Source organism: Streptomyces sp. SID8374 (assembly GCF_009865135.1).
In the GTDB taxonomy this organism is placed as follows: Bacteria; Actinomycetota; Actinomycetes; order Streptomycetales; family Streptomycetaceae; genus Streptomyces.
The window spans coordinates 3,829,809-3,844,516 of the sequence record NZ_WWGH01000001.1 but is presented as its reverse complement, the minus strand read 5'-3'; the positions used below and the strand labels follow the sequence as shown (position 1 = coordinate 3,844,516).

Sequence of the window (14,708 nt, the reverse complement as noted above, 5' to 3'; positions counted from 1 at the left end):
GGTGGGCGGGGTGCTGGTCACTTGTCCCCCTCCTCGGCGCGCGCCGCGTCACGCGGTGCGGGCAGATCGTCGGGGGTCACGGACCACCAGGGGAGCACGCGGTAGCTCGGGCGGGTGTTGACCTTCTCGGTGGACCACGGGGGCGGGGCGATCATGCTGGTGGCCGACCTCATCTGGATCCGTTCGACCGTGCCGCCCAGATCGCGCTCGCCCAGCCGCAGCATCGCGATGCGCCGGATGTAGCGCTCGGAGAGGTCGCCGCGCAGACCGTTGGGCTTGTTCTGGTCGTCGTGCGAGTTCAGGTAGAAGTCCCAGCCCCGGCGCAGCTCGTTCTGGTTCACATGGCTGGGGAGGAGGTTGCCGCGTATCGCCTCGGCGTCGGCCTCGGTGAGGCTGATCCAGTCGGTGGTGCGGGGCCCGTCGGTGCCGGACACCTCGGCCCGGACGTGGACGGCGATGTTCTGCTGGAGCGGATTGGGGGCGAAGAGCTTCCAGTTCTGCTCGAACTCCGGGTAGATCCAGTCGTCGACCGTCTTGCCGTGCTGCTTGGTCAGCGTGTTGGACGGGGCGACGTGCAGGAAGACCATGGCCACCTGTGCGCAGGCCAGCAGCCCGACGAGGGAGAGGGCGAGGGCGGCGACGACCTGGTAGCCGAAGGAGAGGCCGGCTATGCCGGTCCCGGTCCCGGGGGGTTGCGCGGCGTCCGGAGTACGGGGCGCCGGGGCCTCCGCTTCGGGCGCCGGAGCCTCCGGTCCGGCGGGCCCGGGCTTCACGGCCTGCGGCCGGTCGTCCTCGTGCACGCTGCCGGAATCCCCGCGCCCGGAGCTCCCGCCGTGGTCCGCATCCATCCCGCCCCGCTCACGATCGATCACCACTCGGTTATCCACAGGGTTGACACCCTACGGGCCTCCGACCGACCATTGAAGTCAATGAACCGAACGATCGGTCGGTAGGGAGCCCGGGATGGCGGCAGTGACTGCGGACCAGAAGACGCAGAGCACCTCAGGCACGGCAAAAGCGGCAGGGCAGCCCGCGGGCACGGCCCCGGACGCGGCGGACGCGGCACGCCTCGCGGTCTTCGACGCCGCCGTGGCGGCCGACGACCGCATCGAGCCGCGCGACTGGATGCCCGAGGCGTATCGGGCCACGCTGGTCCGCCAGATGGCCCAGCACGCCCACTCGGAGATCATCGGCATGCAGCCCGAGGCCAACTGGATCACCCGCGCGCCCTCGCTGCGCCGCAAGGCGATCCTGATGGCCAAGGTCCAGGACGAGGCCGGCCACGGCCTGTATCTCTACAGCGCGGCCGAGACGCTGGGCACCAGCCGCGAGGAGCTTCTCGACAAGCTGCACGCCGGCCGCCAGCGCTATTCGTCGATCTTCAACTACCCGACCCTGACCTGGGCCGACGTCGGCGCGATCGGCTGGCTGGTGGACGGCGCGGCCATCACCAACCAGGTGCCGCTCTGCCGCTGCTCCTACGGCCCTTACGCCCGCGCGATGGTCCGCATCTGCAAGGAGGAGTCCTTCCACCAGCGCCAGGGGTACGAGCTGCTGCTCGCCCTCAGCCGTGGCACCGAGGCCCAGCACGCGATGGCCCAGGACGCGGTGGACCGCTGGTGGTGGCCGTCCCTGATGATGTTCGGCCCGCCCGACGACGCCTCATCCCACTCCGAGCAGTCGATGGCCTGGAAGATCAAGCGGCACTCCAACGACGAGCTGCGGCAGCGCTTCGTGGACATCTGTGTGCCGCAGGCCGAGGCCCTGGGCCTGACCCTGCCGGACCCGGACATCCGGTGGAACGAGGAGCGCGGGCAGCACGACTTCGGCGCGATCGACTGGACGGAGTTCCAGGAGGTCCTCAAGGGCAACGGCCCGTGCAACGAGCAGCGGATCACCCAGCGGCGCAGGGCCCACGAAGAGGGCGCCTGGGTCCGGAACGCGGCCGCCGCGTACGCGGCCAAGCACACCACCACCCCCTCGGCACCGCAGGCACAGCACGTGGAGGAGACGGCATGAGCAACTCGACCGACTGGCCGCTGTGGGAGGTGTTCGTGCGCTCGCGGCGCGGGCTGTCCCACACCCACGCGGGCAGCCTCCACGCGCCCGACGCCGAGATGGCCCTGCGCAACGCGCGCGACCTCTACACCCGCCGCTCCGAAGGTGTCTCGATCTGGGTGGTCCCCTCCACACAGATCACCGCCTCCTCCCCCGACGAGAAGGACTCGTTCTTCGAGCCGGCCGGCGACAAGCCCTACCGCCACCCGACCTTCTACGAGATCCCGGACGGGGTGAAGCACCTGTGAGCGCGGCCCTCGCCCTCGGCGACGACGCACTGGTGCTCTCCCACCGGCTGGGGGAGTGGGCGGGCCACGCCCCCGTCCTGGAGGAGGAGGTGGCGCTCGCCAACATCGCCCTGGACCTGCTGGGCCAGGCGCGGGTGCTGCTCTCCCTCGTCGGCGACGAGGACGAGCTGGCCTACCTCCGCGAGGAGCGGGCCTTCCGCAACCTCCAGCTGGTGGAGCAGCCCAACGGGGACTTCGCCCACACCATCGCCCGGCAGCTCTACTTCTCGGTCTACCAGCACCTGCTGTACGAGCGGCTGGCGGCCGGGGGCGGCGAGTTCGCGGACCTCGCGGCGAAGGCCGTCAAGGAGGTCGCCTACCACCGCGACCACGCCGAGCAGTGGACCCTGCGGCTCGGCGACGGCACCGGCGAGAGCCATGAGCGGATGCAGGCGGGCCTGGAGGCGCTCTGGCGGTTCACGGGCGAGATGTTCCAGCCGGTCGAAGGACTGGACGCCACCGGCTCCGGCGTCGACCGGGAGGAGCTGGAGAGCGCTTGGCTCTCCTCCGTCACCACCACCGTGGAGCGGGCCACGCTGACGCTGCCGACCGGTCCGCGCACGGGCGCCTGGACGGCGGGCGCGGGCCGGCAGGGCGTGCACACCGAGTCGTTCGGCCGGATGCTCGCCGAGATGCAGCACCTGCACCGCAGCCACCCGGGGGCGTCATGGTGACCGACACCCCGCTGGAGGCGGAGCTGCGCTCGCTCGCCGGTTCCGTCCCGGACCCCGAGCTGCCGGTGCTGACCCTGGCCGAGCTGGGCGTCCTGCGGGGCGTGGAGGTGGAGGGCCCGGGCCGGGTGACGGTCCGGCTCACCCCGACGTACACGGGCTGCCCGGCGATCGAGGCCATGTCCGCCGACATCGAAAGGGTGCTGCATGAGAACGGCGTGCCCGAGGTCTCCGTGGTCACGGTGCTCGCACCGGCCTGGTCGACCGACGACATCAGCGCCGAGGGCCGCCGCAAGCTCGCCGAGTTCGGCATAGCGCCCCCGCGCGCCCACAGCGCCGACGGCGGCCCCGTGCCCCTGACGCTCTCGGTGCGCTGCCCGCACTGCGGCTCCACCGACACGGAGCTGCTCAGCCGGTTCTCCTCCACGGCGTGCAAGGCCCTGCGCCGCTGCGTCGCCTGCCGCGAACCGTTCGACCACTTCAAGGAGTTGTAGATGTTCCATCCGCTCCGGGTCAGCGCGATCGAACGGATCACGGACGATGCGGTGGCCGTGACCTTCGCCGTGCCGGCCGAGCTGCGCGAGATCTTCCGCCACAAGCCGGGTCAGCACCTCAACGTGCGCTACAGCGTGGACGGCAAGGAGATCCGCCGTTCGTACTCGATCTGCGCACCGGCCACCGAGCAGCCCGCCGAGCCGGTGGTCCGGGTCGGCATCCGCGGGGTCGAGGGCGGGGCCTTCTCCACCTACGCCCTCACGGAGCTGTCCGTCGGGGACCAGGTGGAGGCCATGCCCCCGATGGGCCGCTTCGTCCTGGAGCCGCGCCCGGGGCTCTTCGCGGCGGTGGTCGGCGGCAGCGGGATCACACCGGTGCTGTCCATGGCGGCCACGCTCCTGGCGCAGGAGGAGAAGGCGCGGTTCTGCCTGATCCGCAGCGACCGTACGGCGGCCTCCACGATGTTCCTGGACGAGGTGGCCGACCTCAAGGACCGCTATCCGGACCGCTTCCAGCTGATCACCGCGCTCTCGCGGGAGGAGCAGTCGGCCGGGCTCCCCTCCGGCCGCCTGGACACCGAGCGGCTCACCGCCCTGCTGCCGGCGGTGCTCCCGGTGGCGGAGGTGGACGGCTGGTTCCTGTGCGGGCCGCTCGGTCTCGTACGGGGGACGGAGAAGGCCCTGCGCGCGCTGGACGTCGACCGGGCCCGGGTCCACCAGGAGATCTTCCACGTCGACGACGGCCCGTCCGATGTCACGGTCGTCAAGGTGGCCGCGCCCTCGGACGCCACGCTGACGGCCACCCTGCACGGCCGCTCGGGCAGCTGGCCCGTGAAGGACGCGGAGTCGCTGCTGGAGACGGTGCTGCGGAGCCGGTCGGACGCTCCGTACGCCTGCAAGGGCGGGGTGTGCGGGACCTGCCGGGCGTTCCTCGTCTCGGGAGAGGTCCGGATGGAGCGGAACTTCGCGCTGGAGCCGGAGGAGACGGACGCGGGCTTCGTGCTGGCCTGCCAGTCGCATCCGCTCACCCCGGAGGTGGAGCTGGACTTCGACCGCTGACGCCGCCCCCTCCCGCAGGGGACACCCTGTTCCCGTAGAACCTGTTCCCTTCTCCTAGAACCTGTTCTATCTTGACGGCCCGCCAGCGACCGCCAACGGGAGGCCGGGACAGTGGACTTCACCTTCACCGAGGAACAGCAGGCAGCCGTGGAGGCGGCCCGGGCGGTCTTCTCCGGCACCGCGCCCGACAGCGTGCCCAGCCCGGCCCTGACCCCGGGGGCCGTGGCCGAGGACATCGACCGCCGGCTGTGGGGCGAGCTGGCGAGCGCGGACCTGCTCGGCCTCACGCTCTCCGAGGAGTACGGCGGCGCCGGTCTCGACCCGGTCGCGCTCTGCCTGGTCCTGCGTGAGTCGGCCAAGGTCCTGGCCAGGGTGCCGCTGCTGGAGAGCTGCGCGGTGGCGATGGCCGTGGAGCGGTACGGGGAGAGCGGCCTCGCGGCCGAGCTGCTGCCCCGGGCGGTCAGGGGCGAGCTGATCCTGACGGCCGGGGCCAACGGGCGCACCGGCCACGACCCGGCCGAGCTCGCCGTCACCGCGCGGCCCGAGGGCCCCGGGGCGGCCCCTTCGGGCTGGGTGCTGGACGGCGCGCAGTCGGCGGTCCCCTGGGCGCAGGTGGCCGACCGGATCGCCGTCCCCGCCCACACCGGCGAGGGCCGGGCCGTTGTGGCCCTCGTGGACCCCGCCCAGGAGGGCGTCACCCTCGCGGACCAGGTCTCCACCAGCGGCGAACGCCTGGCGGAGGTCCGCCTCGACGCCGTACGCATCGACGCCCGCGACCTCGTCGACGCACCCGGCGCCTGGGAGTGGCTGCGGGCCCTGCTCACCACGGGCACCTGCGCCCTGGCCCTGGGACTGGGCGAGCGGGTGCTGGCGATGACCGCCGAATACACCGGAGAGCGCGAGCAGTTCGGGTTTCCCGTCGCCACGTTCCAGGCGGTGGCGGTGCAGGCCGCCGACCGGTACATCGACCTGCGGGCGATGGAGGTGACGCTCTGGCAGGCCGCCTGGCGGATCTCCACCGAAGCCGGGGGCCCGCTGCCCGCCGCGGGCGACATCGCCGTGGCGAAGATCTGGGCCTCCGAGGGGGTGCGCCGGATCGTGCAGACCGCCCAGCACCTGCACGGCGGCTTCGGCGCGGACACCGACCACCCGCTGCACCGCTTCCACGCCTGGGCGAAGCAGATCGAACTCTCCCTGGGCCCGGCGGCGGCCCATGAGGAGGCGCTCGGCGACCTGCTGGCCGCCCACCCACTGGCCTGAGGCGGGCAGGAGACGCCCGACCATCACATGGCCCGACGCGGGCAGGAGACGCCGAACGTCACAGGACGAAGGCCGAGGCCCCGTCGTCCGCCACCATCGGGCGCCCGGCCCCGTCCCAGGCGAGCATGCCGCCGTCGATGTTCACGGCGTCGATCCCCTGCTGGACCAGGTACTGGGTGACCTGGGCTGACCGGCCGCCGACCCGGCACATCACATGGACGCGCCGACCGTCCCCGGCGGCCTCGGTCAGCTCACCGAACCGGCCCACGAAGTCGCTCATCGGAATGTGCAGCGCACCCTCGACATGACCGGCCGCCCACTCGTCGTTCTCACGCACGTCCAGGACGAAGCCGTCCGACGGCACCTGGGCGACGTCCACCGAGGGCAGCGGGGCGAAATTCATGGGTCATGCCTTCTCTCGTACGTACGCGGGCCAGGGGTCCGCCGGAGACCCCCCAAGTCACCGGGAACGCTACTGCACCAGCTCCGCCAGCTCGGCCTCACGCCGGGACACCTCGCCGAGCAGCTGCTCCCCGATGTCCTCCAGCAGCTGGTCCGGGTCGTCCGGGGCCATCCGGAGCATCGACCCGATCGCGCTCTCCTCCAGCTCGTTCGCCAGCACCGTCAGCAGCTCCTTGCGCCTGCTGAGCCACTCCAGCCGGGCGTAGAGCTCCTCGCTCTCGCTCAGCGGGGCGAGCGGCTGGGCCGGACCCGCCGCCCACTCCGCGGCCAGCTCCTTGAGCAGCTCCACGTCACCGCGACCGTAGGCGGCGTTCACGCGGGTGATGAACTCGTCCCGGCGCTCCCGCTCCGGCTCGTCCTGCGCCAGGTCCGGGTGGGCCTTGCGGGCCAGCTCGCGGTAGAGCTTGCGGGCCTCCTCGCTGGGCCTGACCCGCTTCGGCGGCCGCACCGGCTGCTCGGTGAGCATGGCGGACGCCTCGGGGGAGAGGCCGTCGGAGTCCATCCAGTCGTGGAAGAGCTCGTCGACGCCGGGCATCGGCATGACGATGTCCCGCGCCTCCTTGGCCTTGCGCAGGTCCTCGGGGTCGCCGGTCTTCGCCGCCCGCGCCTCGGCGATCTGCGCGTCCAGCTCGTCGAGGCGCGCGTACATCGGGCCGAGCTTCTGGTGGTGCAGCCGGGAGAAGTTCTCGACCTCCACCCGGAAGGTCTCCACCGCGATCTCGAACTCGATCAGCGCCTGCTCGGCGACCTGCACGGCCCTGGCCAGCCGCGCCTCGGGACGCGGCGCGGCGCCCTGCGGGTCACCGGCTTCCGACGCGCCCTGCGGATCACCCGCTTCCGGTGCGGGCTGCGGCTCGGCGGGCCGGGCGTCGTCCTGCCGGTCATCATCGTTCCGGGTGGGAGGCACCCCGGCGGCTTCGTGGGTCACCCGTCCAGCGTATGGCCACGGCCGCACGCCCCGTACCGCACGGCCCTCACCGGGGCCCGTCACGGAGGGCGCCCCGGCCCCGGAACCGGGCGCCGGCCGTGACGGGACCTACGTCCAGGCCCGGAAACCCCTCATATCCCCCGCTCGGCGGCCACCCGCCCCGTCTTGATCGCCCGCTCCAGCTCCGCGTGGTCCGCCTCCGTACGATCCGCGTAGGCCACCGCGAAGTCGGCCACCGCAGCGTCGAGTTCGTCGTTCTTGCCGCAGTACCCCGCGAGCAGCCGGGGGTCGGCGCTGTGGGAGTGCGCGCGGGCCAGCAGGGCGCCGGTCATCCGGCCGTAGTCGTCGACCTGTTCGACGGTGAGCGCGGCGGGGTCCACGCTGCCCTTGCGGTTACGGAACTGGCGCACCTGGTACGGCCTGCCGTCCACATCCGTCCAGCCGAGCAGGATGTCGCTGACGACCTGCATCCGCTTCTGGCCGAGCACCACCCGGCGCCCCTCGTGGCCCTCCGGGGGCGCCTCGAAGCCGACGGGCGGCAGATAGGGGGCCAGCGCCGAGGGACGCGCCTCCTTCACCTGGAGGACCAGCGGCTCCCCGCGGTGGTCGAGGAGCAGCACCACGTACGACCGGGTCCCGACGCTGCCCGTGCCGACCACCCGGAACGCCACGTCGTGGATCGCGTACCGCGCCAGCAGCGGCACCCGGTCCTCGGAGACCGTGGAGAGATAGCCGCCGAGCCCGGCCGCCACCGCCGCAGCCTCCGCGTCCGGCACCCGGCGCAGCACCGGCAGGGCGTCGACGAAGCGCCGGCCGCCGTCGAGGCAGTCCTCGGTGGACCGGGCGGCGAACCGGGCGCTGGTGTTCCTGCGGGCCTTCTCCGAGACCTTCTCCAGGGTGCCGACCAGATCCCGGGCGTCCGTGTGCGAGACGAGCTCCTCGTCCGCGATGGCGTTCCAGGCGTCGAGGGCGGGCAGCCGTGCCAGCAGCCGCATCGTGCGCCGATAGGCGCCCACGGTGTCGTACGCGCCCTTGCGGCAGGTCTCCTCGTCCGCCCCGGCGGCCCGGCCGGCCAGGACGAGGGAGGTGGCGAGCCGCTTGAGGTCCCACTCCCAGGGGCCGAAGACGGTCTCGTCGAAGTCGTTGAGGTCGATGACGAGGTTGCCCCGGGCATCGCCGTAGAGGCCGAAGTTGGCCGCATGGGCGTCGCCGCAGAGCTGGGCGCCCACCCCGGTGACGGGGGTCCCCATCAGGTCGTGGGCCATCAGCCCTGCCGAGCCGCGCAGGAAGGCGAAGGGCGAGGCGGCCATCCGCCCCACCCTGATCGGCGCGAGCCCCGGCACCCGGCCCCGGTTGGACTCCTCGACGGCCCGCACCGCGTCCGGACGGCCCGACGGCAGGACCAGCGAACTGTGCGCGGAGCGCGGCACCCGGCCGCGGAGCGCCTTGCCCGCCGCCCTCGGTGACCCCGCCTCCCCGCGCCGGGCGAACCCGGGCACGACCGGTATGCGGGCATCCGCCCCCACGGGCCGCCGGTCCGGCACCGGCCCCTCGTCGGAGCCTGCCCCTTCACCGAGGCCCGCCCCCGCGCCGCCGTCCACGCCCATGCCTTCGATGACGCCCATGGAGCGTCGCCTCCCCCGCCTCGTCAACTCTCGGACCGAGCACGACCGTACCGCCGTTCCCCCGCGTCCGCCCGCCCCTGTGGACAACTCCGCAGCGGCCCTGTGCGCCCCGCTGCGGCCCTCAGCAGCCGGTGCCCGGCTCCGGTTCCGCGAGATACGTGTCCGCCCACTGGCCGAGCTCCTTGAGCGCCGGCTCCATCGCGGCGCCGGCTTCGGTGAGGCGGTACGCGACGCGCAGCGGCGGCCCCTCGTCGACCTCACGGATCACCAGGCCGGCCGCCCCCAGTTCGGTCAGCCGGTCCGAGAGCATCCGCTCGCTGATGCCCGGAATCGCGCGGCGCAACTCCGCGAAGTACACCGGCCGTTGCAGCAGCACCGAGACGATCGGCCCGGTCCAGCGCTTGCCGAACAGCTCGAAGACGCGGCTGATGCCGACATCGACCCGCCGACAGGTCTGCTCGCTGTGATCTGCCATATCCCTAGGGTACTGCGCCGCCGTAGGTCGCTTATGAAAAGTAAGGGACTATGCTATTAGTAGTTACGTACGGAAAAGAGCGGCGGGTGAACATGCGCCGCCGCCCTCCCCCTTCGCTCCCTGTGGAGACCCCATGGCCACGCTTCTGCACCTCGACTCCGCCGTCCTCCCCCAGGGCTCCGCGTCCCGCGACGTCACCGCCGCGTTCGTCCAGGCCTGGCGCGACGAGAACCCTGACGGGACCGTCGTCCGCCGCGATCTCGCCGCCGACCCGGTACCCCACCTGAACGCGGCGGCGGTCGTCGCGGGCGCCGAGGACCCGCTGCGCCGGGAGCTGGCCGAGGAACTGGCCGCGGCGGACGCCGTGCTGATCGGCGCACCCATGTACAACTTCACGATCCCGTCCACCCTCAAGGCCTGGCTGGACCAGGTGATCATCGTCGGGCACAACACGGGACCGGACTCCCCCGTCGCCGGAACCCCGGTGACCGTCGTCGCCAGCCGCGGCGGCTCGTACGCGCCGGGCACCCCGCGCGAGAGCTTCGAATTTGTCCAGAATTACTTGGAGAAGCTGCTCACGAGCATGTTCTCCGCTGAGGTGGACTTCATCGTTCCGGAGCTGACCCTCGCCCACACACAGCCGTCGATGGCCGAGCTGATCCCGCTCGCCGAGGCCTCCCGTACCAAGGCGTTCGACGAGGCCCGGCAGAAGGCCAAGGCCCTCGCCACCCGCCTCGCCGCCTGACCCGGCAGGCACCGCGACAACCGAAGAACAGGGCGGCGGAACTCGATCGAGTTCCGCCGCCCTGTGATGTCGGCAACGATGTCAGCAACCGGACGTTTCACGTGAAACCAAGCACGCACGCTCCGGTCAGAGCCGCCCGCCGGCCGTCACAGCGGCCCCGGCAGGTTCATCGGCACCTTCCGCCTCGGCCTGGTCCCGCGTACCGCGACCGGCAGCGCGCGGGCCGCCTCCGCTGTTCCGCCCCGCTGCCGCGGACCCCCGGGCCGCCTCCGCCGCCGCGGCGATCTCCCGGGCCTCCCGCTCCGCCTGCTCCGCCTTCTCGCGCGCCTGGGCCGCGAGATCCACGCGGCCCTCGGGCTTGATGTGGGCGATGACACCGGGGTGGGCGATCGACGGAAGGAGGTGGCGCCACATCTCGGCAACCTGCTCCCGCAGATCGGCTCGTCCGGAGTCGGCTTCCGATATCAGCTGGATACCCGTGAAGGAGGCCACGATGACCTTGGCGGACACCATCGGATCGACATGGGGCAGCACCTCGCCCCGCTCCTTGCCCAGCTCCAGCATCCGGGCCGTCGCATCGATCCAGTCGCCCCACGGGTGGGGCCCGCCGAGGAAGACGCCTTCGATGGAGAGGCGGGTCCCGGCGCGCGCCATCGCGTTGTGGCGCAGGGCGTAGGCGAACTGCTGGCCGCCGTCCACCAGCGACTGGAGCGGCGACCCTTCCTGGGCGAAGTCGACCGTGGAGGTCTGCTCGTCCATGATCGCCTGGGCGATGGCCTCCTTGGAGGCGAAGTGGAAGTACAGCGCACCCTTGGTCACCTTGGCGCGGCGGAGGATCTCCGAGATGGCGGCGCGCTCGTAGCCGTAGTCGTCGAAGACGCTCGCCGCGGCATCCACGATCGACCGCCACGTCTGCACCGCGCGAGCCTGCTTCGCCATTTCCTGCCTCCGGGACGTTCTGTGCGCTCAGCCCTTCACTGCCGAGCAGCCGTCGATCCAGCCTCTGCGGTCAGCGTATGCATGTATGCCGCCTCGCAGACCATCGGTCTGTCCGGAAACCGCTCCAGTAACCGCCGGGCCCCGGCGGGGCATACCGACCGCCCTGCCTGTTTACCCCGCCGTTCGGCAGCCGACACAGCGGGCGGATCAGCAGCCGGCACAGCGAGCGGACCGGCGACGGAACAGAGGAACAACGAAGAACCCCCGCTCCGGATCTCTCCGGAGCGGGGGTTCTCTCGATTCAACCTCAGCGGCTGCAAGCAACCGCCGTTGTGCGCGAGGGGGGATTTGAACCCCCACGTCCCTAAGGACACTGGCACCTGAAGCCAGCGCGTCTGCCGTTCCGCCACTCGCGCAAGAGTGGTGTTTCCAGAATCTCTCTCACCTGTGTGGTGCGAGCGCCTGGCGACATCCGGAAGATTAGCACGGTGGACAGGGTGGATTCACATCCGTTGTTTTGCCGAACCCTGGACGGGAAACGGGAACGCGGAGCCACCGCCCCCACTCCTCCAGAGAGCATCGCGTGTGCGGGACACTGTGAGGAGGCCACCTCTACGATCCGTGTGAGGGGTGACACTCATCCACAGGGCAGAGAAGGGGAACCAGCCGATTTCCCGACGCGTGGATACGATCAGTAAGCAGTACAGGGACGATGACACCGGAGGAGGTGCCCCATGGGGGTCATGAAGCGTTTCGAGCAGCGCCTCGAGGGGCTGGTCAACGGCACCTTCGCCAAGGTCTTCAAGTCCGAGGTGCAGCCGGTCGAGATCGCGGGCGCCCTCCAGCGGGAGTGCGACAACAACGCGACGATCTGGAACCGCGAGCGGACCGTCGTCCCCAACGACTTCATCGTGGAGCTCAGCACCCCCGACTACGAGCGGCTCAGCCCGTACTCGGGCCAGCTGGGCGACGAGCTGTCCGGCCTGGTGCGCGACTACGCCAAGCAGCAGCGCTACACCTTCATGGGCCCGATCAAGGTCCACCTGGAGAAGGCCGACGACCTCGACACCGGCCTCTACCGGGTGCGCAGCCGCACCCTGGCGTCGAGTTCGTCACAGCAGGACCAGTTCGACCAGCCCCAGCGGCCCGCCCCCGGGCGGCCCGCCGCCCCGCAGGCCCCCGGCGGCTACGGCTACCCCCCGGCCGCCGCTCCGCCGATGCCCGCGGCCCCGCCGCCCGGCGGTGGGCGCCCGGCGGCCCCCATGAGCGACCGGCGCCCGCCGGCCGGGCCCGGCGCACTGCCGGACGCCCAGGTGCGGCGCTGGATCGAGATCAACGGCACCCGCCATCAGATTTCCCGCCCGACGTTGGTGATGGGACGATCCACCGACGCCGACGTGCGGATCGACGACCCCGGCGTATCGCGCCGGCACTGTGAGATCCGGACCGGAACGCCCTCGACGATCCAGGATCTCGGGTCCACCAACGGCATCGTGGTGGACGGGCAGCACACCACCCGCGCTACGCTCCGCGACGGCTCACGGATCGTCGTGGGAAGCACCACCATCGTTTACCGGCAAGCCGAAGGGTGAAGCGGGGGCAATGTCAGAGCTGACCCTGACGGTCATGCGGCTAGGTTTCCTGGCTGTTCTGTGGCTGTTCGTGATCGTGGCCGTCCAGGTCATCCGCAGCGACCTGTTCGGAACGCGCGTCACGCAGCGCGGCTCACGCCGCACTGCCGCCGACGCGCGCCCGCAACAGGGCCGCCAACAACAACAAGCGGCGCCGCCCCAGCAGCGCCAGCAGCCCGGGCGCCAGCGCCGCGGGGCACCCACGAAGCTCGTCGTGTCCGAAGGCACCCTCACGGGCACCACGGTCGCACTCCAGGGCCAGACCATCACCCTGGGCCGGGCGCACGACTCAACGATCGTGCTGGACGACGACTACGCGTCCAGCAGGCATGCCAGGATCTATCCCGACCGGGACGGCCAGTGGATCGTGGAGGATCTCGGGTCCACCAACGGCACGTATCTGGAACGGACCCGGCTCACCACCCCGACGCCTGTTCCGCTGGGCGCGCCGATCCGTATCGGCAAGACCGTCATCGAGCTGCGGAAGTAGTACGACAATGAGCGAGCGGAGCGAGCGAGCCGCGGCGGCCCCGACGACGGACGCTGCCCGGTTCCCGACCGGAGGGTGGGCAGTGTGGCTCGAGACAGGCTGTACCCCGAGGCGGCGTCGACGGGGCAGGTGCGCATGAGTCTGTCCCTGCGCTTCGCCGCCGGATCGCACAAAGGCATGATCCGGGAGGGGAACGAGGACTCCGGCTATGCCGGCCCGCGCCTGCTCGCCATCGCCGACGGCATGGGCGGCCAGGCGGCCGGTGAGGTCGCCAGCTCCGAGGTGATCTCCACGCTCGTCCAACTCGACGACGACGTACCGGGTTCGGACATCCTGACCTCCCTGGCCACGGCGGTGCAGCAGGCCAACGACCAGCTGCGCGTCATGGTCGAGGAGGACCCCCAGCTGGAGGGCATGGGCACCACGCTCACCGCCCTGCTCTGGACCGGCCAGCGGCTCGGCCTGGTGCACGTCGGCGACTCCCGCGCGTATCTGCTGCGCGACGGCGTCCTGACGCAGATCACCCAGGACCACACCTGGGTGCAGCGCCTCGTCGACGAGGGCCGCATCACCGAGGAAGAGGCCACCACCCACCCGCAGCGCTCCCTGCTGATGCGGGCGCTGGGCAGCGGCGACCACGTGGAGCCGGACCTCTCCATCCGCGAGGTCCGCGCCGGTGACCGCTACCTGATCTGCTCCGACGGCCTCTCCGGCGTGGTCTCGCACCAGACGATGGAAGAGACCCTGGCCAGCTACCAGGGCCCGCAGGAGACCATCCAGGAGCTGATCCAGCTCGCCCTGCGTGGCGGCGGCCCCGACAACATCACGTGCATCGTGGCCGACGTCCTGGACGTCGACAACAACGACACCCTGGCCGGCCGGCTCAACGACACCCCGGTCGTCGTCGGCGCGGTCGCGGAGAACCAGGCGGCCCAGCTGAGCGACGGCGGGGCTATGCAGACCCCCGCCGGACGCGCGGCCGGCCTCGGCCGCCCCGTACCGCCCCCCTCGGGCGGCTTCGGCCCGCCCGGCAGCGGTGACTCCGGTTACGGCGCCATGCCGGACGGCTCGTACGACTCCTACACGGACGACGACCTCACCAAGCCGCGCGGCGGCCGCAAGTGGCTCAAGCGTTCCGTCTTCACCGTGCTGGCCCTGGCCGTGATCGGCGGCGGCCTCTACGGCGGCTACCGCTGGACGCAGACCCAGTTCTACGTCGGCGCGCAGAACGAGAACGTGGCGCTGTTCCGGGGCATCAGCCAGGACCTCGCCTGGATCTCGCTCTCCAAGGTCGAGAAGAACCACCCGGAGATCGAGCTCAAGTACCTGCCGCCGTACCAGCGCAAGCAGGTCGAGGCGACGATCGCCGAGGGCAACATCACCGACGCCCGCCAGAAGGTCGACGAGCTGGCCGCCCAGGCATCCGCCTGCAAGAAGGACGCGCAGCGCCGCGCGGCCGAGGCCGAGACTTCCGCCACTCCCCCCGCGACGGGGACCAAGCCGAACACCGCGACTCCCACTCCCGGCCCCAGCCTCTCGGAGGAAGAGAAGAAGCTGGTCCCGCAGTGCGGTAAGCAGTAAGCC

The 14,708-nt window shown here is 71.6% G+C and carries 16 protein-coding genes and 1 tRNA gene; 10 read left to right on the top strand and 7 right to left on the bottom strand.

What is annotated here, in order from left to right; genetic code table 11:
• Positions 1-17: 17 nt before the first annotated feature.
• Positions 18-848: a DUF5819 family protein gene (locus GTY67_RS16870; protein ID WP_202462099.1), complete on the bottom strand. Its 831-nt coding sequence runs from the start codon at positions 846-848 to the stop codon at positions 18-20.
• Positions 849-963: 115 nt separating this feature from the next.
• Between GTY67_RS16870 and paaA the strand changes: the two genes are divergently transcribed.
• From paaA to GTY67_RS16840, 6 genes are all read left to right on the top strand, one after another.
• Positions 964-2,019, top strand: a complete 1,056-nt coding sequence (gene paaA / locus GTY67_RS16865; protein WP_161279214.1) for a 1,2-phenylacetyl-CoA epoxidase subunit PaaA — start codon at positions 964-966, stop codon at positions 2,017-2,019.
• Entirely contained in the window at positions 2,016-2,306 is a 291-nt protein-coding gene (paaB, locus tag GTY67_RS16860) for a 1,2-phenylacetyl-CoA epoxidase subunit PaaB (RefSeq protein ID WP_093687759.1), read from the top strand. The genes paaA and paaB overlap by 4 nt, the downstream gene beginning before the upstream one ends.
• Complete coding sequence (gene paaC, locus GTY67_RS16855) at positions 2,303-3,019, top strand: 1,2-phenylacetyl-CoA epoxidase subunit PaaC (protein WP_161279213.1); 717 nt, start codon at positions 2,303-2,305, stop codon at positions 3,017-3,019. Before paaB ends, paaC begins: the two co-directional genes overlap by 4 nt.
• The gene (gene paaD, locus GTY67_RS16850; RefSeq protein WP_093687755.1) at positions 3,013-3,510 is read left to right on the top strand and encodes a 1,2-phenylacetyl-CoA epoxidase subunit PaaD; all 498 of its coding nucleotides are present in this window, start codon (positions 3,013-3,015) and stop codon (positions 3,508-3,510) included. Before paaC ends, paaD begins: the two co-directional genes overlap by 7 nt.
• Positions 3,511-4,569 carry a 2Fe-2S iron-sulfur cluster-binding protein gene (locus GTY67_RS16845; RefSeq protein ID WP_161279212.1) on the top strand — a complete coding sequence of 353 codons (1,059 nt, stop codon included), beginning with the start codon at positions 3,511-3,513 and terminating at the stop codon, positions 4,567-4,569.
• A 111-nt stretch (positions 4,570-4,680) separates the two neighbouring features.
• On the top strand, positions 4,681-5,829 hold the full coding sequence (locus GTY67_RS16840; RefSeq protein WP_161279211.1) for an acyl-CoA dehydrogenase family protein: 1,149 nt from the start codon (positions 4,681-4,683) through the stop codon (positions 5,827-5,829).
• Between the two features lie 58 nt (positions 5,830-5,887).
• Here the strand turns inward: GTY67_RS16840 and GTY67_RS16835 are convergent, their stop codons facing one another.
• The 4 genes from GTY67_RS16835 to GTY67_RS16820 all read right to left on the bottom strand — a co-directional run bounded on the left by GTY67_RS16835 (position 5,888) and on the right by GTY67_RS16820 (position 9,319).
• A complete protein-coding gene (locus tag GTY67_RS16835) occupies positions 5,888-6,232 on the bottom strand; it encodes a rhodanese-like domain-containing protein (protein WP_093687749.1) in 345 nt (114 codons plus the stop codon).
• A gap of 69 nt (positions 6,233-6,301) precedes the next feature.
• Positions 6,302-7,219 (bottom strand): hypothetical protein, encoded by a 918-nt coding sequence (locus GTY67_RS16830; protein ID WP_161279210.1) that lies wholly within the window; start codon positions 7,217-7,219, stop codon positions 6,302-6,304.
• Positions 7,220-7,350: 131 nt separating this feature from the next.
• Positions 7,351-8,844, bottom strand: coding sequence for a DUF2252 domain-containing protein (locus GTY67_RS16825; RefSeq protein ID WP_202461471.1), 1,494 nt, complete (start codon positions 8,842-8,844; stop codon positions 7,351-7,353).
• A 121-nt stretch (positions 8,845-8,965) separates the two neighbouring features.
• Positions 8,966-9,319, bottom strand: a complete 354-nt coding sequence (locus GTY67_RS16820) for a helix-turn-helix domain-containing protein (protein WP_093687745.1) — start codon at positions 9,317-9,319, stop codon at positions 8,966-8,968.
• Between the two features lie 133 nt (positions 9,320-9,452).
• On the opposite strand from GTY67_RS16820, the gene GTY67_RS16815 reads away from it, so the two are divergent.
• A complete protein-coding gene (locus GTY67_RS16815; protein WP_093687743.1) occupies positions 9,453-10,064 on the top strand; it encodes an NAD(P)H-dependent oxidoreductase in 612 nt (203 codons plus the stop codon).
• Between the two features lie 126 nt (positions 10,065-10,190).
• On the opposite strand, the gene GTY67_RS16810 is transcribed toward GTY67_RS16815, so the two are convergent.
• Positions 10,191-11,003 (bottom strand): ScbR family autoregulator-binding transcription factor, encoded by an 813-nt coding sequence (locus GTY67_RS16810; protein ID WP_093687741.1) that lies wholly within the window; start codon positions 11,001-11,003, stop codon positions 10,191-10,193.
• 333 nt (positions 11,004-11,336) lie between these two features.
• Positions 11,337-11,419: transfer RNA gene (locus GTY67_RS16805), tRNA-Leu, on the bottom strand.
• 318 nt (positions 11,420-11,737) lie between these two features.
• Between GTY67_RS16805 and GTY67_RS16800 the strand changes: the two genes are divergently transcribed.
• From GTY67_RS16800 to GTY67_RS16790, 3 genes are all read left to right on the top strand, one after another.
• Positions 11,738-12,595, top strand: a complete 858-nt coding sequence (locus GTY67_RS16800; protein WP_161279209.1) for a DUF3662 and FHA domain-containing protein — start codon at positions 11,738-11,740, stop codon at positions 12,593-12,595.
• A gap of 10 nt (positions 12,596-12,605) precedes the next feature.
• Positions 12,606-13,124 carry an FHA domain-containing protein gene (locus GTY67_RS16795; protein ID WP_003967913.1) on the top strand — a complete coding sequence of 173 codons (519 nt, stop codon included), beginning with the start codon at positions 12,606-12,608 and terminating at the stop codon, positions 13,122-13,124.
• 135 nt (positions 13,125-13,259) lie between these two features.
• On the top strand, positions 13,260-14,705 hold the full coding sequence (locus GTY67_RS16790) for a Stp1/IreP family PP2C-type Ser/Thr phosphatase (RefSeq protein WP_161279208.1): 1,446 nt from the start codon (positions 13,260-13,262) through the stop codon (positions 14,703-14,705).
• The last annotated feature ends 3 nt before the right edge of the window (positions 14,706-14,708 follow it).